The sequence below is a fragment of the Photobacterium rosenbergii genome (assembly GCF_033022775.1).
Lineage (GTDB): Bacteria > Pseudomonadota > Gammaproteobacteria > Enterobacterales > Vibrionaceae > Photobacterium > Photobacterium rosenbergii_A.
In genome coordinates, this window is sequence record NZ_JAWJZI010000002.1 from 746,743 (window position 1) to 768,628 (window position 21,886).

At 41.6% G+C, this 21,886-nt stretch carries 26 protein-coding genes and 1 pseudogene; 7 read left to right on the top strand and 20 right to left on the bottom strand.

Translation table 11 applies throughout. The features are described from left to right. The first annotated feature begins 158 nt into the window (after nucleotides 1-158). Complete coding sequence (gene rsmF / locus R2X38_RS07580) at nucleotides 159-1,589, top strand: 16S rRNA (cytosine(1407)-C(5))-methyltransferase RsmF (protein WP_317521602.1); 1,431 nt, start codon at nucleotides 159-161, stop codon at nucleotides 1,587-1,589. Nucleotides 1,590-1,891: 302 nt separating this feature from the next. Here rsmF and R2X38_RS07585 read toward each other — a convergent pair whose 3' ends face one another. Next, nucleotides 1,892-2,086 (bottom strand): hypothetical protein, encoded by a 195-nt coding sequence (locus R2X38_RS07585; RefSeq protein WP_317521603.1) that lies wholly within the window; start codon nucleotides 2,084-2,086, stop codon nucleotides 1,892-1,894. A 10-nt stretch (nucleotides 2,087-2,096) separates the two neighbouring features. Here R2X38_RS07585 and R2X38_RS07590 point away from each other — a divergent pair, with 10 nt between their 5' ends. After that, on the top strand, nucleotides 2,097-2,684 hold the full coding sequence (locus R2X38_RS07590; RefSeq protein WP_317521604.1) for an FMN-dependent NADH-azoreductase: 588 nt from the start codon (nucleotides 2,097-2,099) through the stop codon (nucleotides 2,682-2,684). Nucleotides 2,685-2,820: 136 nt separating this feature from the next. Here the strand turns inward: R2X38_RS07590 and R2X38_RS07595 are convergent, their stop codons facing one another. Further along, nucleotides 2,821-4,080, bottom strand: a complete 1,260-nt coding sequence (locus R2X38_RS07595; RefSeq protein WP_317521700.1) for a MipA/OmpV family protein — start codon at nucleotides 4,078-4,080, stop codon at nucleotides 2,821-2,823. A 254-nt stretch (nucleotides 4,081-4,334) separates the two neighbouring features. After that, nucleotides 4,335-4,643, bottom strand: coding sequence for a DUF496 family protein (locus R2X38_RS07600; RefSeq protein WP_317521605.1), 309 nt, complete (start codon nucleotides 4,641-4,643; stop codon nucleotides 4,335-4,337). A 509-nt stretch (nucleotides 4,644-5,152) separates the two neighbouring features. Here R2X38_RS07600 and R2X38_RS07605 point away from each other — a divergent pair. The 5 genes and pseudogenes from R2X38_RS07605 to R2X38_RS07625 all read left to right on the top strand — a co-directional run bounded on the left by R2X38_RS07605 (nucleotide 5,153) and on the right by R2X38_RS07625 (nucleotide 10,834). Then, on the top strand, nucleotides 5,153-5,362 hold the full coding sequence (locus tag R2X38_RS07605) for a cold-shock protein (RefSeq protein ID WP_039461130.1): 210 nt from the start codon (nucleotides 5,153-5,155) through the stop codon (nucleotides 5,360-5,362). 455 nt (nucleotides 5,363-5,817) lie between these two features. Then, entirely contained in the window at nucleotides 5,818-6,027 is a 210-nt protein-coding gene (locus R2X38_RS07610; protein WP_036830632.1) for a cold-shock protein, read from the top strand. 219 nt (nucleotides 6,028-6,246) lie between these two features. Then, nucleotides 6,247-8,712 (top strand): ATP-binding protein, encoded by a 2,466-nt coding sequence (locus R2X38_RS07615; protein WP_317521607.1) that lies wholly within the window; start codon nucleotides 6,247-6,249, stop codon nucleotides 8,710-8,712. A gap of 236 nt (nucleotides 8,713-8,948) precedes the next feature. Next, a pseudogene (locus R2X38_RS07620) lies at nucleotides 8,949-9,841 on the top strand (DUF2860 family protein). Between the two features lie 186 nt (nucleotides 9,842-10,027). After that, complete coding sequence (locus R2X38_RS07625) at nucleotides 10,028-10,834, top strand: SDR family NAD(P)-dependent oxidoreductase (RefSeq protein ID WP_317521608.1); 807 nt, start codon at nucleotides 10,028-10,030, stop codon at nucleotides 10,832-10,834. 224 nt (nucleotides 10,835-11,058) lie between these two features. On the opposite strand, the gene R2X38_RS07630 is transcribed toward R2X38_RS07625, so the two are convergent. The 17 genes from R2X38_RS07630 to R2X38_RS07715 form a co-directional block, all read right to left on the bottom strand. Further along, on the bottom strand, nucleotides 11,059-11,685 hold the full coding sequence (locus tag R2X38_RS07630) for a LysE family translocator (protein ID WP_317521701.1): 627 nt from the start codon (nucleotides 11,683-11,685) through the stop codon (nucleotides 11,059-11,061). Between the two features lie 131 nt (nucleotides 11,686-11,816). Continuing rightward, nucleotides 11,817-12,083 (bottom strand): Txe/YoeB family addiction module toxin, encoded by a 267-nt coding sequence (locus R2X38_RS07635; RefSeq protein ID WP_160658429.1) that lies wholly within the window; start codon nucleotides 12,081-12,083, stop codon nucleotides 11,817-11,819. Then, nucleotides 12,076-12,330 (bottom strand): type II toxin-antitoxin system Phd/YefM family antitoxin, encoded by a 255-nt coding sequence (locus R2X38_RS07640; protein ID WP_128783326.1) that lies wholly within the window; start codon nucleotides 12,328-12,330, stop codon nucleotides 12,076-12,078. The genes R2X38_RS07635 and R2X38_RS07640 overlap by 8 nt, the downstream gene beginning before the upstream one ends. A gap of 81 nt (nucleotides 12,331-12,411) precedes the next feature. Further along, on the bottom strand, nucleotides 12,412-12,780 hold the full coding sequence (locus R2X38_RS07645; protein WP_317521609.1) for a hypothetical protein: 369 nt from the start codon (nucleotides 12,778-12,780) through the stop codon (nucleotides 12,412-12,414). A gap of 10 nt (nucleotides 12,781-12,790) precedes the next feature. Then, on the bottom strand, nucleotides 12,791-13,120 hold the full coding sequence (locus R2X38_RS07650; RefSeq protein ID WP_317521610.1) for a hypothetical protein: 330 nt from the start codon (nucleotides 13,118-13,120) through the stop codon (nucleotides 12,791-12,793). Between the two features lie 115 nt (nucleotides 13,121-13,235). After that, nucleotides 13,236-13,832 carry a DJ-1/PfpI family protein gene (locus R2X38_RS07655; protein WP_317521611.1) on the bottom strand — a complete coding sequence of 199 codons (597 nt, stop codon included), beginning with the start codon at nucleotides 13,830-13,832 and terminating at the stop codon, nucleotides 13,236-13,238. 137 nt (nucleotides 13,833-13,969) lie between these two features. Further along, nucleotides 13,970-14,527, bottom strand: coding sequence for a hypothetical protein (locus R2X38_RS07660; protein ID WP_317521612.1), 558 nt, complete (start codon nucleotides 14,525-14,527; stop codon nucleotides 13,970-13,972). Nucleotides 14,528-14,649: 122 nt separating this feature from the next. Continuing rightward, nucleotides 14,650-15,783 carry a hypothetical protein gene (locus R2X38_RS07665; RefSeq protein ID WP_317521613.1) on the bottom strand — a complete coding sequence of 378 codons (1,134 nt, stop codon included), beginning with the start codon at nucleotides 15,781-15,783 and terminating at the stop codon, nucleotides 14,650-14,652. 121 nt (nucleotides 15,784-15,904) lie between these two features. Beyond that, nucleotides 15,905-16,528 (bottom strand): hypothetical protein, encoded by a 624-nt coding sequence (locus R2X38_RS07670; protein ID WP_317521614.1) that lies wholly within the window; start codon nucleotides 16,526-16,528, stop codon nucleotides 15,905-15,907. A gap of 118 nt (nucleotides 16,529-16,646) precedes the next feature. Then, entirely contained in the window at nucleotides 16,647-16,958 is a 312-nt protein-coding gene (locus R2X38_RS07675) for a hypothetical protein (protein WP_317521615.1), read from the bottom strand. Nucleotides 16,959-16,991: 33 nt separating this feature from the next. After that, the gene (locus R2X38_RS07680; RefSeq protein ID WP_317521616.1) at nucleotides 16,992-17,333 is read right to left on the bottom strand and encodes a hypothetical protein; all 342 of its coding nucleotides are present in this window, start codon (nucleotides 17,331-17,333) and stop codon (nucleotides 16,992-16,994) included. 149 nt (nucleotides 17,334-17,482) lie between these two features. Next, on the bottom strand, nucleotides 17,483-17,821 hold the full coding sequence (locus R2X38_RS07685; protein WP_317521617.1) for a hypothetical protein: 339 nt from the start codon (nucleotides 17,819-17,821) through the stop codon (nucleotides 17,483-17,485). A gap of 686 nt (nucleotides 17,822-18,507) precedes the next feature. Beyond that, nucleotides 18,508-19,020: a hypothetical protein gene (locus R2X38_RS07690; protein ID WP_317521618.1), complete on the bottom strand. Its 513-nt coding sequence runs from the start codon at nucleotides 19,018-19,020 to the stop codon at nucleotides 18,508-18,510. Between the two features lie 135 nt (nucleotides 19,021-19,155). After that, nucleotides 19,156-19,548 carry a hypothetical protein gene (locus tag R2X38_RS07700; RefSeq protein ID WP_317521619.1) on the bottom strand — a complete coding sequence of 131 codons (393 nt, stop codon included), beginning with the start codon at nucleotides 19,546-19,548 and terminating at the stop codon, nucleotides 19,156-19,158. Between the two features lie 143 nt (nucleotides 19,549-19,691). Continuing rightward, the gene (locus R2X38_RS07705; protein WP_317521620.1) at nucleotides 19,692-20,504 is read right to left on the bottom strand and encodes a hypothetical protein; all 813 of its coding nucleotides are present in this window, start codon (nucleotides 20,502-20,504) and stop codon (nucleotides 19,692-19,694) included. A 159-nt stretch (nucleotides 20,505-20,663) separates the two neighbouring features. Then, complete coding sequence (locus R2X38_RS07710; protein WP_317521621.1) at nucleotides 20,664-21,074, bottom strand: GNAT family N-acetyltransferase; 411 nt, start codon at nucleotides 21,072-21,074, stop codon at nucleotides 20,664-20,666. A 213-nt stretch (nucleotides 21,075-21,287) separates the two neighbouring features. Further along, nucleotides 21,288-21,752, bottom strand: coding sequence for a hypothetical protein (locus R2X38_RS07715; RefSeq protein ID WP_317521622.1), 465 nt, complete (start codon nucleotides 21,750-21,752; stop codon nucleotides 21,288-21,290). Nucleotides 21,753-21,886 lie beyond the last annotated feature (134 nt).

A 21,886-nucleotide genomic window follows, 5' to 3' on the forward strand; every position in this document is an offset into this window, starting at 1 on the left:
AAAAGGAGCAGCAATGCTCCTTTTTTATATGAACGACAATATCCATTTATATCTGGGTGGTAGATAGTTTCAGATAAGGGTTCTATCTCCCTTTCTTTTACCTAGCTACCCACAAATGGTAGACTTCCGCCCCACTGCTAGATAATCGAGACATTCCCTTGCATCCTAATATCCATATCCCAGACGCATTCATCGAGCAAATTCGCCAAATCATGCCAGATCACCTGAGCATGGATGAGTTCATCGCTAGTTGTAAAACACCTCTGCGTCGAAGTATCCGAGTTAACACCTTAAAGATCAGTGTGGAAGACTTTCTCGCCCGTGTTGCCGATAAAGATTGGACTCTCACACCTGTCCCTTGGTGTGATACCGGATTCTGGATTGAGCGTGAAGATGAAGAGTCAGTCTCGCTAGGCAATACAGCAGAGCACATGGCGGGCCTTTTCTACATCCAGGAAGCCAGCTCTATGATGCCTGTTGTTGCGCTACTAAAAGACAACAACAAGCTCGATTGCGTGCTTGATATGGCCTCAGCTCCAGGCTCAAAAACAACTCAAATCGCCTGCGCAATGAAAAATGAAGGAGCCCTGGTTGCCAATGAGTTGGCAGCAAGCCGCATCAAAGTTCTCCATTCGAACCTGCAACGCTGTGGCGTGTTCAATGCTGCACTTACCCACTTTGACGGCTGTGTCTTCGGTGGCTGGGCCCCTGAGTCCTTCGACTCTATTCTTCTCGATGCCCCATGCTCCGGAGAAGGTGCAATTCGTAAGGATGATGATGCAATGGCTAACTGGAGCCTGGCATCTGTGGAAGAGATTGCCGCCGTGCAGCGAGACCTGATCATCAGTGGCTTTCAGGCCTTGAAACCAGGCGGCGTAATGGTCTACTCCACCTGTACCCTGAACTTGAGCGAAAACCAAAAAGTCTGTCAGCACCTAAAAGACACATTTGGTGATGCTGTAGAGTTCGAATCATTATCTGATCTGTTCGATGGTGCAGATAAAGCACTGACAGAAGAAGGCTTCCTGCATGTTTATCCGCAGATCTTCGACAGTGAAGGTTTCTTCGTGGCACGTATTCGCAAGCTTGAAGCGGTTGAATCTCCTGCCGTTAAAAAGCGTAAGGGCAAGTTCCCATTCAGCCTAGCAAGTAGCAAAGATAGCCAAGCCATTACCCAAGCATTTAAGCATGATATTGACTTAGATATTCCTGCTGACAGTGAAATCTGGCTACGTGACAAAGAAGTTTGGTTGTTCCCAGCAAAACTTCGAACACTTCTTAGTGAGATCCGTTTCCAGCGCATTGGTATCAAGCTAGCGGAACAGCATAAAAAAGGTTACCGCTGGCAGCACGAAGCTATTATGACCTTGGCAACTGGCGAAGAAAAAACGGCCGTTGCACTTGATGCGGCACAAGCAAAAGAATGGTTTATGGGACGGGATATTCGCCCGGAAGACCTATCCGGCAAAGGTGAGGTGATTGTGACTTACCGTGACTACCCGATCGGGATCGGTAAATGGGTCGGAAACCGAATTAAGAATGGTTTGCCTCGCGAACTGGTAAGAGATACCAACTTATTTGACATCTAATTTCTAGTTTCTGAGCAAGTATTTTATCGCTGTAACTACTAGCATTAAGTTACTGCAACAGATTTGGTCAGAGCACAGGATATTTTTGTTAAGTATCAGAGATGAATAACATTCTTAGTGGTAAAACTGGCAAATCATACTGCTTGAACTAACATTGAAAGTGTAATTGATCTCCATTTACTAACCAGTTAGCGCAAGGCTCTCACGAGCCATTCCCCTAAGCCCGAAACAGGAGTCGTTTCGGGCTATTTTTTGTCTTCCTCCTCCGTATTTAACTTTCTACAGCAGCACTCAGCAACACATTAATTTTTTTGTTCATACTCAAAGAAAAACATAGCCACCAGCCCCCCACAAAAATCCAAACCACATATAATCAATAGTTTAATATAAAAGCCTCCCATTCGATTTTTTCGAATATCTTCACCGACTTTTTCCGCTATCTTCTTATGCTGCCCATTCGTATAGTTAGTTCCAAGCCAAACGGCAATGCATTTCAAGGAGCAACCTATGTCAAACGTTCTAGTACTAAAATCAAGCATTCTCGGTGACTACTCACAATCAAACGGTCTTATCGATTATCTGGTAGATTCGATGAACACCACTGCTGTAATTGAGCGTGACCTGGCAGCACAGCCATTGCCTGTTCTAGATGGCGAAATTGCCGGCGGCCTGCGTGGCGGTGAAAACCTAAATGAAAAGCAACTTTCAGCACTGGCATTGTCTGATCAACTGATTGAAGAAATCAAAGCCAGCGATACCTTGGTGATTGGTGCACCAATGTATAACTTTTCTATCCCGACTCAGCTTAAGAACTGGTTTGATTTAATTGCTCGTGCAGGTGTAACCTTCAGCTACACAGAAAATGGTCCTGTTGGCCTACTAACAGGCAAGAAAGTGATTGTGGTGACAACCCGTGGCGGTATGCACAAAGGTGGGGACACGGATATCATGGTACCTTACCTGAAAACCTTCCTAGGTTTTGTCGGCCTAACCGATGTTGACGTGGTTTACAGCGAAGCGCTAGCAATGGGCGAAGAAATGGCAGCGAAAGGCATTGCCCAAGCGAAACAAGAGCTAGAGAACTTAGCTCAGTAACCCTTAGGCTCAATAATCCTGAATTAATATTTGGCAGCGCCATCTCGCGACACTGCCCCATCTCATTGCCTTACCCATTCTCGCTACTGTATTTACTGATGGGTAAGGCTTTTTTGTAATCGATTTTCAAGCGCGCTTAAAAATCAAACTGCACATATACAGTGTTGTAGTTACTACCGCCTTTAATGCGCCCAAACTGGGATGCATTTTCAAAGATTGCAGAGCGGTGATGCAAACTATATCCAAGCCATACACCGTCCAACGGTTTATGGTTAAAAACATCCCCTAGGTTCACATCAAACGAAAAGTCGAGATAGTTGAGCAATTTACTCGGCTCATAGCCCTTGCGATCCATTTCAGCCTGCTCAATATATGTAATTCGGTTAACATAAGACAAACCCTCCGCCACACCGAAGCGCCATTCTACCGGCCAGGTAAAGGTGTAGTAGGCTTTTATCGCCATCACATACTCTTGGCTTGAGCTTTGGACGTCAGAATGCCAATGCCAAACAAAACCCGGAGTCAAGTAGATGTCCAGCGGCAAACCAAACAGCTCATCCGTTAACGGGTGGCCATAGAAGAATGAGGTCAGCTGATTATTAAATTCGTCTTTTTCTCCATTACCGCTGAAGATCTCGCCCATATTCGACGGCGTTGCCCAGCCGTGAGCGATGCGCAAGTATGGCTTGTTGCCAATGCTTGATTTTCTCGGCTTCTTGGCGTCATTATAGAAACCAAAGCCTAGATAACCCTCCCCTTGCCAGTTATCACTAACAATGGCGGCATCTCGGGTATTACTATCAAAGTAACGGGCATAAGCCCCACCGACAATATACAAATTTGATGTGACATGGTAACTAAAGGCAGACCCTAGTTTAGCATCAACGCCTGAGTCAATATCTTCAAAAGTTAAGCCATAGTAATAACTGTTGTAATCACTGTCTTTCCAAATCAAAGATGCCTTGGGAAGGAATCGCCAATCTTTGTATTGATAGTCGCCGCCAATAGAGAGCTGCGAGCTGAACCTCCCATCAGGGTCCGACAATAACTCAAAGTCAGTATAATAATTGTCGTCCCAATGGTATTTATATTGCAAACCGTAATCAGCCGTATCGCCGCCTATCTCATTCTGAAAAGAAGAAGGTATATCAATAAAGTGCATTCGAACGAGGGCGTTAACTTCCCAGTCTTTTTCACGGTATAAATTGAGGCCACCTTCAGTACCATTAATGAATAAGCGGTCTCCCTGATAGAACATCATGGGTACGAAGGTTGAAACCGAAGAATCCTCTACAACAGATTCGGTCGCATAGGGAATCGAGGCATTCCGCATTACAGCAGCAATCCCCCATTTTTGTTCACCGTCTCTTTTCTGCCGTAAATCGTCTACCGAGATAAAACCTAAAGGCTTAGTCTCTTCGACAGAAATAGGTTGCTCTTCTGTGTCAGCAGCAAGTGCAACTAAAGGCAAGCAAGCGATGATTCCAAAATGTTTATACAAGCAATAACCCTCAAAAATAGCTTTAACTGTAATAATAGCTTTAACTTACTTATATATACCTGAATTTAAGTACATTATTGTTGTGTCAGAGTAAAAAAGCATAAAAAAAGCCCGACTTTGATCGGGCTTTTGTAAAACTGTTTGAAGAATTACTGCTTAGAAGCGATTTCTGCTTTCTTCAGCTCTTTAACACTCTTGCTAACTTCACGACGCTCTTTAGAAAGCTCAGCACTGATGATGATGTGGTCATCTACACGGTCTTCGTAATCGCCTTTCATGTTCTCAACGATTTCAACGATTTGATCATGCGTCATATCAGTTTTGATGTAATCAAGTAGGTTTTCAAGCAATTCAACACGCTTACGGTTATCACGAATTTTACGGTCGTTGTCCAGGATCTCACGCTTTAGCTTGTTCTTACGACGAGTTTGACGAACTAGCTCTAGGATAGTGTTCATTGTTTGTCCTTATATGAATCTACAAAACCTAACTGTACCCGTTATAGCAGAAACTTGTATTGCCACTCAAGTCACATTTTGAGCAGTTAAACCAAAACTGGCTGCTTCCTTGACATATTTCAGTTTCAGTAAAGATATCACCCAACGGCTTTCAAGTAGCCACCTGTTTAACGCTTGTCATCACATAGGTATACACCTGGTACATCACAAATTGATGAAATCAAAAAGTAAGAATTAGTTAAACTTGTGAGACTATTTCAGCCGCTGTTCAGGTTGATGGAAATCCTGTGAAAGTCACCACAATTTTCTTATTTTTTTATTTGCAATTAGCCCAATGCTGCCTAATCTTTGAATTGACCAGTAATGTTTGGCGTTGATACAACAGTGACTTCTGAATCGCTTCATCTAGCAATACTTTTTGCAAGTCCAACTGGAGCAAATAGATTCAATTGTTACCTCGGTTAAATAGTATTGGCATATGTACAGATGTAAGTTATTCAGGAGACAACATGTCTAAAGCAACAGGTACCGTTAAGTGGTTCAATGAAGAAAAGGGTTTCGGTTTCATCACACAGGACAACGGCGGTGCTGATGTATTCGTTCATTTCCGTGCGATCACTGGCGACGGCTTCAAAACGCTAGCGGAAGGGCAAAAAGTTAGCTTTGAAACAGAGCAAGGTCCAAAGGGTTTACAAGCGGCGAACGTAGAAAAGATTTAATTTCTTAATTCTCACTTGTACAAAAGGGCTGCTTAGGCCCTTTTTTACTTTTTAAATTAACCTCTTAGTTGCACACATAACCCCCGCATACAATTTTCCGCTTTATTTTCGACCTTTCACTCTAATTTGATGTTTAATCAGCCAAAACAGCGATAAGCTCTTGTATACCCTCAGTAAAACAATGGCTTTAGCACAATACAAATCACATTTTTCAATATAAATGATTAAATTTTAAAGTATTTGCTTGCCACCCACCCTCTCGTGTGGCCTAATGTGCTTGGCCTGAAATGCAGACCTATTTATGCAACAAATTGAAATAGAAAACTTCGTTACACCGCTTCATCGAGCGACGTTGTCCTGAAGAGCTCAACATTCTTTTGTCCATAAGTAATTCATTATGATGGCTTAAGTACGCAACAAGCGTTAATTAAATTATTTTATTCAGGAGACATATTATGTCTAAAGCAACTGGTATCGTTAAGTGGTTCAACGACGAGAAAGGTTTTGGTTTCATCACTCAAGACAACGGCGGTGCTGACGTATTCGTTCACTTCCGTGCTATCGCTGGTGAAGGCTTCAAATCTCTAGCTGAAGGCCAGAAAGTATCTTTCGACATCGAGCAAGGTCAGAAAGGTCCTCAAGCTGCTAACGTTGAGCGCATCTAATTCGCGTTAACGTGAAGAATTTTTAAAGGGTGCCTCAGGGCGCCCTTTTTTGTTTCCCCCCTTGTAAACCTTTCTTACTACACTAGTATTTCTTTCCGAAACCTGCCTGATGTAACATTTTTGAAATAAAACCAGTAACTCATTTCGACCAAGCACGCTTTTACTTCCCGTAAACCATACACTGAAGCTAAGTTGTTCTGTTTTCAGGGATCCAAGCACATGGAAGAACATCAAGGTCTTCAAACACAGTCTATCCGTCGGCTTCTAATCACTGGCGCTATTGGCATCTTGTCTCTTCTGCTCGCCTTTTTTATTACTGATCATGTTATCCATGATAAATACACGCAGCTTCAGTCTTTGCAGCACAAAATTATTGAAGCCTCCAATAGTATGTTGATGATGCGTCGACATGAAAAAGATTACCTTGCCAGGGTAGATTCAAAATATTTATCAAAAATGGAAGACGCTTATTCTCAACTGAAATCGGAGTTGATCGCCATTAATCAAGATCTCGATAAACACAAGATAACGACCAGCTATGTTGGCCAACAAGCTATTGCCGATGTGGACAGTTATTTCCAGCAATTTACAGCCATGAGTCATACCGTTCTGGATATATTCGGCGACAAAGGATCGATAAGCTTAATTGATCAATTAAAAGACACAGCCCTTACTTTCGAACAAAACCTCATTGGTTCAAATGCCCCGGAAATTGATACCCTCACCCTCACTACCAAAGACTTGATGTATCAGTTCTTCACCGATTTCGACAGTCAACTGCTGCCCGAAATAGACAATAACCTGACTGAAATACAACAATCTCTAGAAGCCACAACGGACTTACGTTTTTCTACCACCAGCTTCAATGACTTTAGAAAAGCTTTTTATGTATTACAGCGTACATATAAAACATTCGGCTATTCACATAACGACGGAATGCATGGCGCAATTCGTAGTACCATTCACTCCCTTGAAGGTACGTTAAATGCTCTGTTTACCGAGACACCTAAGCAGATCGCCTTAACGATGCGCCAATATGAACATTACAAAACGATGGTCGCTCTGGCCCTGTGTATCACTATTGTTCTCGTTCTACTTTACGTCATCCGACAAACCAACCGACTGGAGCAGGACTTGATCAATGCCCGTGAGCATGAAAAACAGGCGAATAAAGCCAAAAGTGCTTTCCTGGCGAATATGTCTCATGAAATACGAACGCCACTCAATGGCATTCTTGGCATGACTGAAATCTTATCGGACTCAAAGCTCAGCGCCGTACAAAAGGATTACCTATCGACGATCAATGCCTCATCTCAAACGCTGCTTATGCTGATCAACGATATTTTAGATTTATCCAAAATTGAATCCGGCCACTTGGAAATTGCCCCGCACACCTGTGCGCTTAAGGAAGTTGTTTTTGACACGGCGGCCCTAATTGCCCCCAAAGCACAACAAAAAGGGATCGGCTTAGTTGTTGACTTGGACACATCCCTACCCGACTACATTAAAGCAGATGAACAAAAGGTACGCCAAGTATTGATGAACCTTGCTTCCAATGCCATTAAGTTCACAGACTCAGGCTCTATTACTTTTACAGCCAAGCAAATCAACCAGTCACCAACCCACACAGAGGTGTTCTTCTCAGTAAAAGATACAGGGATCGGTATAGATAATGACAAACAAGCCCATATTTTCGAGGAGTTTAAGCAAGAAACCAGTCATACATCATCACAGTATGGCGGAACCGGGCTGGGTCTAGCGATCTCTGCCAAAATAGTCGAAATGATGGGCGGAAAAATCCAGCTTGATTCGCAAAAACATGTCGGTAGCACTTTCTCATTTACGCTTTCATTCCAGCATGACGAACAAACCATTGAGCAAGTCTCCAGCCTGCCGGTGATTTATTTAGCCGTAGAGCACAGTGATTTACTTGTTAGTGAAGTACTTCGTTTGGGCTACCAACTGACACGTTGCCACACCGTCGATGACGTCCTTACAGCAAACAAGCCAAACGCCATCATTCTTATCGATAAGCCTTGTTTGCTACCTGAGGCCAATAGCGCATTGGCAAGCTTCAGCATTGTTTATGTTCGCCAGAACGATGAGGTAGTGAACGACACAGCAAGTAATATTGTTGCCCTGGTAACTGCGCCTCTCTTTGGGTTGCGTTTAAACAATATGCTGAAAACCGCCTTTGTCACTCAAAATCATGATTCTGAGATAGCCGCAAATCCGACAAGCAAGGTCAACAATACCCCTGAGCCACCAGCTAGCCCAAAACACGCCATTCTTATTGTTGAAGACAATAAAGTTAACCAGCAGGTTGTTTGTATTAATCTAAAGCGCATAGGTTTTGATTACTTGATTGCAAATAACGGACAAGAGGCGGTTTCTCTCTACCAGCAGCACCATAGCGATATAGGGCTGATACTGATGGATTGCATGATGCCGGTTATGAGCGGGTTTGAAGCCACGCAGTCAATACGCGATTGGGAGCAAGCGCAAGGCTTGAAGAAGTCGCACATTATTGCACTTACCGCCTCAATTCTCGATGATGATATCCAGCAATGTTTTGACTGCGGGATGGATGACTACCTACCTAAACCGTTCAAACGGGATGTACTGATTGAGAAGCTAAAAAAGAAAGTTGACATGAGCACACCACCGGCGCTTATCACTGACTGACTAAATCGTTAATTCAAGCAGGCAAAAGAACATCGTCAATGCTTGTCTGCATTTTACAATTTCGAGAAGTTATCCTAATTTTTAACACTATCAAATAAATATTATGGGGCTTGCATATGATTCGCTCGGTACTGCCATTCGTCATGACAACCGGTGTTATCTCCAGTGCTTATGCCATAGAACCCATTCCGGCAGAAAGTGGGTTTTCCGGTTTCGTAAATGTCGGTGTCGGCGGAATGAGTGTTGAATCAAATACCCTAGCCAAGTTTGGTTCGGTTGATTTAAGTAATAACACAATCAACTCAATCAATAACTCTCCAAGCAGTGAAGACTCTGCAATACCGGTTATCGCCGCTGAAATTGCCTACACATTCGCTGATACCCGCACACAAATCTTTATTGGTAACCAACTCGAGGACTATATCCGTTTTGATTTCTCAACGCTTGCCGGTATCAGACAGGAATTGGCAAGGCCGGAGTGTTGGGCGCAAGCTTGCTCTATACCCCGATGGCTACAGAGGTCTGGGCAGACCCTTTCCTGACCGACTCTCCAAGAAGGAAAACCGATCGTACCGCTAACGGTTATCGTCTAATCTGGGATCGGATGTACGGCACAGGTTTAGAACTCAGATACTCCTACCGTGATGTCGATATCGATGATGAACTAAGTGGTGTTTCACAAGGCTTAGAGCCTGAGGACATTGCCTTACTTAACCGCAATGGTGATCTTCACCGTTTTACTGCGCAGTACACTTTTACGTGGGACTCTCCTAGGCACCGCCTCGTTCCCATGTTCTCTGTTGTCGACCTCGATGCCGACGGTGATGCGATGGCTTATGACGGATACTCACTCGGCGCAAACTACATCTATTCAATTAACCGTTGGCGTCTAGTTACAAACGTATATATTTCTGAACTTTCCTTTGATGAAGGACATCCATTATTCGATGATAGGAAAATAGACAGCAGCCAATTTGGTGCTAGCTTCTCAGCTTTTTACGCCAGTCCATTTGGCTGGAAAAACTGTCTGGCAAACGGAACGGTTGCTTGGTTCGATCAAGACAGTGATGTCAATTTCTATGACTCAACGGTTAGTTTGTTCAGCGTGGGCTTACTCTACCGTTTCTGATTCACCTTCTTGACATGTCGGATAGCTAGGTTTGACTCGGTTTATCCGGCAGTCATCTTCCATTCTATTATCAATATTTTATTTAAACTGTTTCGTTAGCCCCTCTCATTATCAATCTTTTCTTAGCTGCTATTATTCATAGTGTTACCTAGCGCCCCTGAGACTATTTCACCAAGGAAGATATTAATGCAAAAAGTGATTCTTGTTACCGGCTCAACCGACGGCATCGGATTTGAAACTGCTAAAATGCTTGTCTCACAAGGCCACCATGTTCTCCTGCACGGCCGTAATCTTGCCAAGCTCAAAGATGTAGAAGAGCAACTCACCCAGTTACAAGGTAACGGAAGATTGGAAACCTATGTGGCAGATCTATCTAAGTTGTCAGATGTTGATGTGCTGGCAAATGAAATCACCTCAAACCACAGCCATTTGGATGCCTTGATTAACAATGCCGGGGTCTACAATGCGCCTGTAGCAACCACCGATGATGGTTTTGATCTTCGCTACGCCGTGAACACCTTTGCTCCATACTTACTGACAAAAGCATTACTGTCACTACTAGGGCAAAACGGCCGGGTGATTAACCTCTCCTCTGCCGCCCAGGCAACGGTTGATCTGGCCGCGCTCGCCGGCAACAAACCACTATCAGCTGGTGACGCCTATGCACAGAGCAAGCTGGCAATCACCATGTGGTCTCGCAGCATGGGGCTAGCGCTGAAAGATTCAGGCCCGATGATTGCCTCAGTAAACCCTAAATCTCTGCTTGGCAGCAAGATGGTAAAAAATGCATTCGGTATTGCCGGTAGCGATCTCAGTGTCGGGGCAGATATCCTGGTTCGCGGTGCACTGTCCGATGAGTTTGCCAATGCCCACGGCCTTTACTTCGACAATGATATCGGCCAGTTTGGTCAGCCGCATCCTGATGCATTGAATGATCAAAAAGTTCAAGCGGTAATGAAAGCAATGAATTCGGCCCTGGCGAAATTCCAATAATCATTTAAGCCTTGTACAACCCTACGTTTTCCATATAACTCGACCGCTGGGCGAAATTGTTTACTAGCCATTGGGAGCAAGGGGGTGATTCTGTGTTATAACGCCGACTTAAGTGGTGAATGCCGCATAAACCAACCTTCCGCAGACCACTTTCACCACCAAAACTCACCGCATACAAAAAATGCCACGCGGTATGCCCCCCTCTTGAACGCCTTGTTATGCCTCTAGCGGTCACTGATTGCTACTTTGCTTGCTAGTCCAATAAGCAAAACACCAGAGACGCCTTCAAGTGATCGCGAGTATCTCTGAGAATTCGGACGACTAAAGGCCCAACTACCCACTGACGCATATAAAATATTGCACATTGTAGCTAGAGCGCTGAATAGCAAGCCAAGCACTAACAATTGCATTGAAGCAGAACCTGTTGATGTATCAATAAACTGAGGCAGAAATGATAGAAAGAACAGTGCGACCTTAGGATTTAAGACACTAATGATTACACCTTGTACAAATACATTCTTCTTGTCTTCAGCATTTTCACCAACCACAATTTTGCTGTCTCCTCGCCACATTAAAAGTAACGACTGAACTCCCAAATAGACTAGATAAGCAGCACCAAGCAACTTCACCGCACTAAAAGCAACCGCAGAGCTAAGGATTATCGCAGATAAGCCCAGAGCAGCTGCCAATGTATGAATAAAATAGCCTACACCGAGTCCAATTGCGGCTTTAAACCCCGTAGTCAGCTTACCCCTCATGGTGTTTGAAACAATGTAGATAACGTCTGGCCCAGGTATCAAATTGATAGCTAAACAAGCAACAACGAATAGTAATAGTGAGTTCAAATCCATTTTCATTTCTCCATACTGAATGCCTTGTGGCATAACGCCTGCCATAAGGTGTGCCCACCGAACTCCGTACCAATACCGCCGAGTGTAAGGCATCACCCTGATTGCCTTGTTACCTGCGCGGATTCGAAAGATTAAGCTTGATAATGATAGCGGCAAGAAATGATGGTGATATGAATATCGTCAACTGCATAAACAAGACGATTAGATTCGTCTATACGTCGAGACCAGAAGCCAGATAAATTTTCCTTCAAGGCTTCAGGTTTACCAATCCCTTCAAAAGGTGAACGCTTTGTATCTACGATTAATTTGTTAATGCGCTTGAGCGTTTTCTTATCCTGACTTTGCCAGTATAAGTAATCATCCCAAGCGGCATCAGTCCAAGCCAACATTCTACTCATCGATGATATCTCGTTCAGTTACCTTACCCGCTTTATACTGCTCAATTGATTTGTTTAAGTGAGCAGCATTGGCCGGTGATTTTAGTAGATGAACAGTCTCCATAAGGCTGTTGTAATAATCCATTGACATCACAACCGCATCTTCAGAATCTCGACGAGTGATAACAGTGCAATCTGCATCATTAACGACGCCATCTAGCACAGATTTCAGACCATTCCGTGCCTCAGTAAAAGAAACAATACGCATAATTAACCTCAATTTAAGTTGTACAAGATATTGCACAATTTTAACCCAACATTCAGACTTGTACAAGATCATGAACAGAAGCTAATTCAACGCAGGTAACGCCGCGTTAAGGTGTGCCCACTGAAACAGCAAAGCACACTGAACTCGACACCAAAACTGCCGAGTGTAACGCATCACCTTGATGGCCTTGTTAGCACTCTTTGGGCGTAATAGGCAGACATTCATCATCATCCTGAATGTATTCCCACATTTCATTTTGATGAAAAAATGATCATTAGCATTCCGTTGAATAAATTCATCAACACTCATGCCTTCGATTGTTGGCTCTCTTTTTACCCTAACTTGTTTGCCATTCATCATGACCCACTTATACTTTCTTTGCCTCTCTGCTTTAGACTCTCGTTTGAGCTTTTTTTGTGCAGCAGTCAGTTTCTTTTTTACTTTTGGCATAACACTGCGTTTATTCTCTATATTTCATCAATTCAAGTATTTGATGCTGAATTTCAGCACTAAACTTACACAAATATTCATCCGATAAGATACCATATAATCGCATCGAAACGAGCTTAAAAAGCGCATTACTACGCTTTAAGTCATCGAACATCTCACCAATTTTATTATTTTCAATTTGAATAAATTGCCACAGCTCGAGGTATGAAGCATGCTCATTATCAACACGATTTTGATAAATACGGTCAACTTCTTTGAATATATTGTCACAAGCAATTGCTAAAAGCTCTTCCTTCGAGTTACGAAGTACCTTCCAATCCTTTTCTGGTATTGTGCTCATATTTCCTCCTTTTGAGTGCTAACGCCTGCGATAAGGTGTGCCCCACTGAACTCACCAAGCGCACCGAACTTCATACCAAAACCGCCGAGTGTAACGCATCACCTTGATTGCCTTGTTAAACACATGATTTTTCGATGAATCCCATGCCTTCTTTAATACGATCTAAGTTAGCTGTTGATGTGAGCTTTTCTACAACAGTGAAAGCAACATCCATCGCGGCTGAAGGACTTCTTGAAGTAATTATGTTTTTGTCGATAACAACGGGTTGCTGGATGATGTTTACACCCATTTCTTTCATTTGAGCCTGACGTTTTTCACTTAAATGGTAAGTTGTGCCATTACGACCATTAAGAACACCACTTTTAGCAATTGGTAATGCTCCGACACAAACAGAAGCGATTATCTTACCTTGTGAATCAAAGTCGCGGATTAATGAAAGTAACCTTTCATCGTATGCATCTTCATAAAACCCAGAACGGCTCATGCCACCAGGAATAGCCAGAGCATCGAACTCATTGATATCTATTTCACTTAACTGAAATTCAGGCTCAACCGTGAAATTCCATGCGCATTTTACTTTTGGACGTAAACCAACAGTCACAAGTTCAATTGGTTCTAAACCATAAGTTGTCGTCCAACCAAAAGCATCAGTAAATACACTTGCTTCGTATTCTTCCAAACCCTGACATAGAAAGAGAATAACCTTTTTCACTGAAACTTCCTTAAATGTGTTTAACGCCTGCCATAAGTTGCCCGCCCCAAAGCCAAACAGGCAACCGTAAACACATAAGCCAATTCATACCAAAAATGTGCCGTGTTAAGGGTCAACTTGATAGCCTTGTTATATGCTTATTTCACACAAGGGAATTTCACTTCTTTCCCTGTAGGTTTTCTTTCATGCACTACAACATAGATAGTACAAGTTTCATTGTCTCCCCAAAGCTTATCTTCTTTTGAGTCAGGGCTAATAAAATGATCATCAATAACTCTAAAAGCCGAAAAGTTAAGCGCCTTACCTATATCAGCATTAAATTTTAACTTTATAGTTTTTACACTATTAGCTTTTACGACTTCAGGTTCAATATTTGCAATTGGATACGTACTGTTAATCTGTTCAAATTGCGCATAATATACAATTGCATCTTGTTGAGAATTATTTGTTGCTGATATTACTACCTCTCGCTTAGAACCATTTGCTGAGAGCACATATATATCTAAGTCTGGAGATTGCAGCGCCAATGCTGCATTAATAGCAATAACAATCAAAGGGGCAACTAATGAAGTCACACCAATTGCAAATAAGACAGGTTGAACCCAAAACTTTCCTAACTGAAAAGAACTACAATTCTTACACTTAAATGCCGATTCATTTATCGGTTCTTTGCATGCAATACAAGTCTTACTCATTATTTTACCATTACTTTAACAGCATATAACGCCTGCAATAAGGTGTGCCCCACCGAACCAGCAAAGCGCACCGAACTCCATGCCAAAACCGCCGAGTGTAACGCATCACCTTGATTGCTTTGTTATACATTTACATCAAAAGGATCAATTCGAAGAGATATAATATCATCTAACACCATGATTGTTCGGAGTAAGCAGCGTTTAGCTTCATGTTTAAAAACCTCTGCATGTACACCTTTATTAGATAAATTTGTTAATTTATCTAGCTGCTGGGCAAGACTCTCAATTGATACTGCTACAAGTTCTATGTTTGTAGAGCTACTTCGTTCATTACTTGCAAATGCTAATAATCTATTTTTATAGTGTCCTTTGCCCATCTTCCTGCCGTTAACATCTTCAGATTGAGGTGGAAATAATTGATCAGCTATATACTCAATAATTCTTCGACAAGATGCGGATACCTGAGCGTAATCTTCATTTACTTCGGCTCTATTATAGGTCCTCAACGCAGACCATAATTTATTACCTATTTCAGGAGCAGGATCGGCAAGCCTACAGATAACTTGATCAGCTAATGACGCTAAAGAGTCACCTAAAGCACTTTTTAATTCAGCGACTCTCCGTGCATGCTCAAAATTATGATACTTATCAAAAAAGGTGAACTTTCCATTCAATGCTTCAAAATCTGCAGATGTGAAGCCTATCTTTAGTAACTCTGGTATATGTCCTTCATTTTTGGATTCATCAGATATACCATCCCAGAATAGATTAACCTTATTTCCAATAATTCGATAATAAGGGACAAGGCTACCAGCATACGCTTCCCAATGAATAGGGCTAGTTTCATCAACTTCAATTGCTCCAAGGTAGTAGCTAACATCTCTGAGCATTTTGTCAATCTCAGTTGCATCTGAAAAGCCTATACTCTCAAATGACATAACCCAAACATTATTATTTGCTAATCTACAAATAGTATCATCAGTTATTGAGTGCCATATATGTGTTCCTGGATTTAGTAATTCATTGAATACACTAATGAACCTTTCAGGATTTGAACGATGAACTGTTTTATGCTCACTAATTACTTCAACATCCATTGTCAAATGATGTAATAGAAAGTCACCTTGAAATATCTTTGAGTTAAGATCCAATGTTCTCGAACTTAAAATAGCTCTCATTAAAGCCTTTCGTATTGGGTAGCCATAATATCCACCTAAACTTTTATCATCTGCATCAAAATGGAATGAAACTTTCACTCAATATTATCCTCTTATGTATAACGCCTAACATAAGTTGCGCCCCGCTAAACTCGCCAAGCGCACCGAACTCCATACCAAAAATGCGCAGTAAAAAGCGTCAACTTGATGTTCTTGTTAGCTATTCTTTTTCAGCGATCTCATGAGCATGTCGCATAACCTTCGCGGAAGTAGAGAATAATACACGCCCAGAGATTTGATATTTTTCAGATAACTCGAAAATATTGAGAGTTTCCCCTTCCTTCCCAGTACCAGGATCTGGATATCGACCAGCCCAATACACAAAATGGGTTAACCCTCTCAATACAGCACGCTCCTGTTTGCTTAGATTCGGAACAAAATTAGCAAGGTCTTGTAAACGATGGTGTCGATGTTTCTTTTCAATAGCTGTATAACCACCAATACCATGTTCCATTATCATCATTGCCTTTAGAGCTATCTCCAAACTGTAACCAACAAGCATCAATCCAACAGCACAAAATTGACTGTCGCATATTGGCCTAACAAAATCCGGCATTGTTTCGAATTCAGGCTCTGTTTTGAATAATGTCAAAGCTGCTTGACTCAAAGCTTCAGCTTGCGCAAGCCAGAGAACTGGGTTCTTACAATGTTCAGCTTCAGGCTGTCGGTAAGGGTCAAAATCATCACCTGTAAACATTGACTCGATCAGTTGCCACTGGAAAATTCCTCTAGCACTATAACCAAAAGGGTCTCGCCCAAAACCACTACGATCTTTTTCAATCATCTTAATACTCTATTAATCGCGATAAATAGCTAACGCCGCATTAAGGTGTGAGCGACGCTTGGCTATACTTGAGCGAAGCGAAACTGCCAAGCGTTGCGAATCACTCTTAAATGCTTTGTTAAATGCCCATTTTGAAGACATACATACCGTTTTTTTCTTCGTATAGAGTTTCCATCATTAGCTTTCGCTCATCCATGCTAATCAGGTTTTTGGCAAGAAATTCATCAATACAACCGCCTAGAGGTAAACTTATTCTTCCTCCAATGTAGTGGGAATAGCCATTTTTCCGCTCAAATTCGAGTGAGTTTTCTAACTTAAGTACTTCTTCTGTATTTAGATTGAAATCTAACGCTTTAATGAAGAAATAGAACTTAACTCCGAAATTGAATATACATGGGTAAATATCTACAAAATCACGATAAAATACCATTGTTTCATTAAATGAATCATTTGCTGCCTCATTTTAAGCTTCTTTGATTAACTCGAAACGTTCCGACGGGACTAAACAAACGATATTAGTATCACCCGAAATTGGCACATCTGATATTACGGGTAACGACTTAGTCTCATTCAACAACTCAGCCTGATGAATAAAAAAGTTTCGAATTGCTTTTATTGATAAGAACTCCTTGCTTTCAAAAAAGTTCCCCATGCCTGCTTTTCTAAACTTATCATTTGCACTATACGCGGAAGCTAGCAACTCTCTTAAATCGTCACTATCAGGCGATTGACAGAAGCGATCGTAATATTTAAAAAATCGCTTAGCCTCTGCAATGCAATCATCTTTACTTACTTTGAATTTCATTCTTATCTCTTAACTCTAAGGGCATTTAACGCCCGATTAAGTAGCCCGAAACGCACAGCGATAGTTTCTGCATAGCACCGTAACCACTGAACCGACTGCACACTAAAAATGCCAAGCGTTGAGGGTCTGCTTAAATTGTTTGTTATGCACTACAGTACAATACATATAGCCAAACTGAACGAGCCAGATATAAACAGTAACATGCTAACACCAACATCAAAGTTTGACTGTGTATCATCCCCTTTGGGCTCGTCTGCAATCGATGCTGCCATTCTCGTAGCTGTATTAGCGCTATGCTTCAGATAAGGTTTTTTACCCGGTTTCGCTATAAGGAAGAGTCCACTTAAACTCCACTGTGCCAACAAAGCATAGAAAAAGTAATCACTAAGGAAATTCAGCTCTGGAACAGAAAAAAGAAGTTCACATATATGTAGAAGAGCAGCTAGAAGCCCATTGACCACGAGAACAAAGATTAAGATTCTTAACATCCTATTTCCTTTTGATGAATTCTGCCGTATTGCATAACGCCTTGTTAAGGTGTGAGGCACGCAATACCGAAGCTCCCGCATAACACCTTAATCACTAAAACCAACGCATAGCAAAAATGCCACGCGTGCCGAATCACTCTTGAACAATTTGTTAGCTTGATATTAACCGGCTCTTTGATACCTTCCATACAACCATAAACCTAGCAACACTAAACTAGGTAAATACCAAGACATCGAAGGGTCATTGTACTTATTGACCAAAAGGTGTACAAAATTAATAAACAAAGTTAATTCACATGCTACATAACTAACAAATAATGTTTTTAGCCATTCTAAAAGCTTTTCAGTATTTGATTTAAACCATACCTGTTCGTCCAATATAAAGGTCAAAGACGCAACAAACACGCAAACTATTCGAAGCGGTTCGACTTCAAAAAGGTCTATTGATACATTCAATAGAAAGTTACTTAGCAGAAGTAGTTGAAGAAGTGGCATCCCATCCTCTTTGCAAAAGGGCTTATGTTAAGTTCACCGGTTGTGGTTTTCTTGGTTGGAAATTTCGATAGCAAGCTAACGCCTTGCTAAGATGCGGCTAACTGCCACAAAACCTAAGCAAAGCCACCGTAAACACTAAACTCAACCGAACAAAAAATGCCAAAGGTTAGCCGTCATTCTTGAGCAATTTGTTATGCGTTGTTCAAAAAGACATACCTTCCACTGACAGTAGCAACATTTATCAGTGCCTTCGATGCCATACCTAAGTTGGTTGCTTGATTATGGATCTGAGTAATATCCTTGTTTCCGTGGAACAAGTTATTTCTGAGTCGATAAACTATCAACAACATGGCATGAGCTACTTTTAATGCATCTGTTTGATTACCCAATAGTACATCCGACACTAGTTTAATGTGCGGTTTATGAGTAAAGCCTAGTTTATCGAATCGCTTATTCGTTGCACCTTCTTCAACATATCGATTCGACCAAAACGCCAATTCCTCGGAAAAGTCAATGTGGCCTTTCACTAACCGACAAGCAATATAGGCAAGTTCATCAACAGCAGAGTCAGCATCTGCCAACTCAGTCCCCTCAAACACAGCCCACATTACGCAAAAGTCTGCGATAGCTGTATATGTGACACCATCATCAAGTTGCGTGTTTTCTAATTTACCTGATAACCAATTTTGTACTTCTGATGTCATAATTTCCTCGTAAACGCATAACGCCCTGTTAAGGGGTGAGCAACGCAATACCCAAGCCGCTGCATGCCACCTTAAACACCAAAACCAACGCACAGTAAAAATGCCACGCGTTGCGAATCCCTCTTGAACAGTTTGTTAGTAGGTGACTTTCGTATAATCATCCAAACTAAAATATTCAAACTTTAGAACCACCCCACTATCAAAAGTAAGGGATAAAATAATGATATCGCTATCCAAAAACTGTTCAATACGCGTCAAGGCATGGCTACAAATACCTTTAATTTCGCTGAAATTAATTAATGAGCTGTAAGACGAAAAATCACTATTTATTGGCTCTGTTGGCTCAACGCAGACGCGCCAAAAGATAGTGATGCCATCGAAGTACAACTGAAACCACTGGGAGTCAAAACGAAAATACGCGACATTCGCTTGATCATGGATAGTTTGCGAACACTGGATTTGCTCAAGAAAAAACTGCTCACAAACTTTACCCACTTGGGGGACATTACCATTTATATAGAGCTCCATCTGAGCCTCCTGTCACCTACTAACGCCTTGTTAAGGTGTGAGGCACGCAATACTGAAGCCTCTGCATACCACCTTAATCACTAAACCTACCGCATAGTAAAAATGCCACGCGTGCCGAATCACCCTTGAACAATTTGTTATGTTTAATTATTTAAGTGCTTATCTATTGATAAACAAAGTTCATCACATCTATTTACTAACTCAATCAACGCGTCTTTCGTTATTGATACAGGACTACCATCTTTATCATACCCTGCTCGATGTACACAATGATGCCTAACTTCCACCGCCTTAAACAACCACCCAAGCTCCTCCATTTGGTAGTTTAATATTGCGCCATACATTTCCTTAGCTTTAGCAACATTATGGAAAATAAGGTCTTTTAGATGCTTAGATACCGTGTCATTTAGGTTTTCTTTTTGGTGATATATTTCCTTTAAGCTAAATGTTCGCTTCGAAAGTTCTTTGTCATTTTCCACTAGTTTACGCATTAATTTGGGGTTACGTGATACCTGATAAATGAACTGAGATGACAAGTAACCCTCGGTAGCCGAGATGATATGAGCAAATAACATTACATAGAGACTAAACTTGGCATCAGGGGTACATGGTAGGGCTAATATGTCGTTTACACTTCGAATATGGTTCTCAAATACTTTGTATTGACTAGATTGAACATCATCCCCTTCCATGGAGGGTATTTCAACGTCAGATATATCGAGATACAAGAAATCGTGCCCATCTAACTGATCTTGGATTTTATCTAAAACATCAGGATCAGACGCTTCAGAAAACTGCATGATATAGCCGTACAGAAAGCCATCATCATTCGTCTCTTCGGAGATATCCCAATCAAGGAGTTCTAGCTCTTCCAAGCTTATACCAAGTAGTTTTGAGAAATATCTATCTCTATCAGCAAGTTGAATATCATAGAGATCTTCTTTTGCACGCCCCATCGAAGCCTCCTATTAAACATAACGCTCTGTTAAGGGGTGAGCAACGCAATACCGAAGCCACCGCACACCACCTTAATCACTAAAATCAACGCATAGTAAAAATGCCACGCGTTGCGAATCCCTCTTGAACAGTTTGTTATGTTTTTTTTGCTGCTAATGTCAGAGAGTAACCTTGAAATACTCTGGGCTGTCATATAATGGCGTAGGCTTTAATGATTCATCCAAGTATAGTCGAAGGTCAATGCGGCTTGAGTTCTCCCAGTATATTTCAAAATTGGCAGACTTATAGAATGCTGCGAGTTCCTCCTTGGTTATATCACTGTCTCCATCAGGTTTTGCAGAGATCTCGATACACGCTTTAGGATATTCAGATTCAATATGTTGAATAGCTGCATTTAGTAGGTTTCGACCCATGCCTTGACCACGAAGTTCAGGTAATACATCTAAACGTTCAATAGAATACACTCCATTCATAACGTCACTTTTGCGCCACATACAGCAACAATCACTAGGGTGCTCTTCAAGATAAACATAGAAATCACCATGCTCTTCTTTATACATAATTGTCATATTTTCTCTCTTAAAGTTACGAACATGCACCGAAAAATAGCCCTATCGGTTCTATTGAGACACCTCACAAACATAACGCCGCGTTAAGTGGTGAGCAACGCTGCCACCCTACCTCAAACATTGTGCCGTAAACACTAAAGTTGAATCAAACCGAAAATGCCAAGCGTTGGGAATCCGTCTTAAACGCTTTGTTATAGTGCAGATGGGACTGATTTATTTAAGGTAAGATACCTGTATATTTGAAATATGGACTACATGCTTACCCTCAAACTCTCGAAAATTTTTGACTGACTCTAGTGACGAAAGAATGGCTTCTTTGTTTGTTGCACTTCCAATATCTATAGGATTAGGCTCAATAATCGACTTTATATAGCTGTCTGTAAAACAACCAGCTTCAGAGGAGAAAGGATTGACCAAAATATCAAAAGTACGATTAAAACTTCCAGAAAGAACGTTCTGCGAGCGACCATTTTTGAACATTTCAAGATCGAAAGTAACATGTCGTATTACCGAAAATGTATTGTTTTGCACTTTTACAAATATTGGAGAAGATAGTGAACATCTGTTATCTTTACCATCTCGCTCTATAGTAGCTGTAACTGTCACACCATAATAAGAACCGCCTCCTACTAATAGTAAAGCTACAACTAGAGCAATCAAACTAAGCACTTTTTTCATAACACCCACCAACTTTTAAGAACAGCGTATGTTAACAATATCGTAAGGCTAGTGCCATGGTTAGATGATGCACTATAACGCCTGCAATAAGGTGCCCCACACTGAACCAGCAAAGCGCACCAAACTTCATACCA

Coding starts and splice junctions, on each gene's coding strand:
- R2X38_RS07625 (WP_317521608.1), top strand. CDS start 10,028: ATGCAAAAAGTGATTCTTGTTACCGGCTCAACCGACGGCATCGGATTT.
- R2X38_RS07650 (WP_317521610.1), bottom strand. CDS start 13,120: ATGAGCACAATACCAGAAAAGGATTGGAAGGTACTTCGTAACTCGAAG.
- R2X38_RS07600 (WP_317521605.1), bottom strand. CDS start 4,643: ATGAACACTATCCTAGAGCTAGTTCGTCAAACTCGTCGTAAGAACAAG.
- R2X38_RS07610 (WP_036830632.1), top strand. CDS start 5,818: ATGTCTAAAGCAACTGGTATCGTTAAGTGGTTCAACGACGAGAAAGGT.
- R2X38_RS07685 (WP_317521617.1), bottom strand. CDS start 17,821: ATGTTAAGAATCTTAATCTTTGTTCTCGTGGTCAATGGGCTTCTAGCT.
- R2X38_RS07615 (WP_317521607.1), top strand. CDS start 6,247: ATGGAAGAACATCAAGGTCTTCAAACACAGTCTATCCGTCGGCTTCTA.
- R2X38_RS07710 (WP_317521621.1), bottom strand. CDS start 21,074: ATGACAATTATGTATAAAGAAGAGCATGGTGATTTCTATGTTTATCTT.
- R2X38_RS07645 (WP_317521609.1), bottom strand. CDS start 12,780: ATGCCAAAAGTAAAAAAGAAACTGACTGCTGCACAAAAAAAGCTCAAA.
- R2X38_RS07630 (WP_317521701.1), bottom strand. CDS start 11,685: ATGGATTTGAACTCACTATTACTATTCGTTGTTGCTTGTTTAGCTATC.
- R2X38_RS07670 (WP_317521614.1), bottom strand. CDS start 16,528: ATGATTGAAAAAGATCGTAGTGGTTTTGGGCGAGACCCTTTTGGTTAT.
- R2X38_RS07660 (WP_317521612.1), bottom strand. CDS start 14,527: ATGAGTAAGACTTGTATTGCATGCAAAGAACCGATAAATGAATCGGCA.
- R2X38_RS07640 (WP_128783326.1), bottom strand. CDS start 12,330: ATGCGTATTGTTTCTTTTACTGAGGCACGGAATGGTCTGAAATCTGTG.
- R2X38_RS07715 (WP_317521622.1), bottom strand. CDS start 21,752: ATGAAAAAAGTGCTTAGTTTGATTGCTCTAGTTGTAGCTTTACTATTA.
- R2X38_RS07705 (WP_317521620.1), bottom strand. CDS start 20,504: ATGGGGCGTGCAAAAGAAGATCTCTATGATATTCAACTTGCTGATAGA.
- R2X38_RS07590 (WP_317521604.1), top strand. CDS start 2,097: ATGTCAAACGTTCTAGTACTAAAATCAAGCATTCTCGGTGACTACTCA.
- R2X38_RS07675 (WP_317521615.1), bottom strand. CDS start 16,958: ATGGTATTTTATCGTGATTTTGTAGATATTTACCCATGTATATTCAAT.
- R2X38_RS07700 (WP_317521619.1), bottom strand. CDS start 19,548: ATGGAGCTCTATATAAATGGTAATGTCCCCCAAGTGGGTAAAGTTTGT.
- R2X38_RS07680 (WP_317521616.1), bottom strand. CDS start 17,333: ATGAAATTCAAAGTAAGTAAAGATGATTGCATTGCAGAGGCTAAGCGA.
- R2X38_RS07690 (WP_317521618.1), bottom strand. CDS start 19,020: ATGACATCAGAAGTACAAAATTGGTTATCAGGTAAATTAGAAAACACG.
- R2X38_RS07605 (WP_039461130.1), top strand. CDS start 5,153: ATGTCTAAAGCAACAGGTACCGTTAAGTGGTTCAATGAAGAAAAGGGT.
- R2X38_RS07635 (WP_160658429.1), bottom strand. CDS start 12,083: ATGAGTAGAATGTTGGCTTGGACTGATGCCGCTTGGGATGATTACTTA.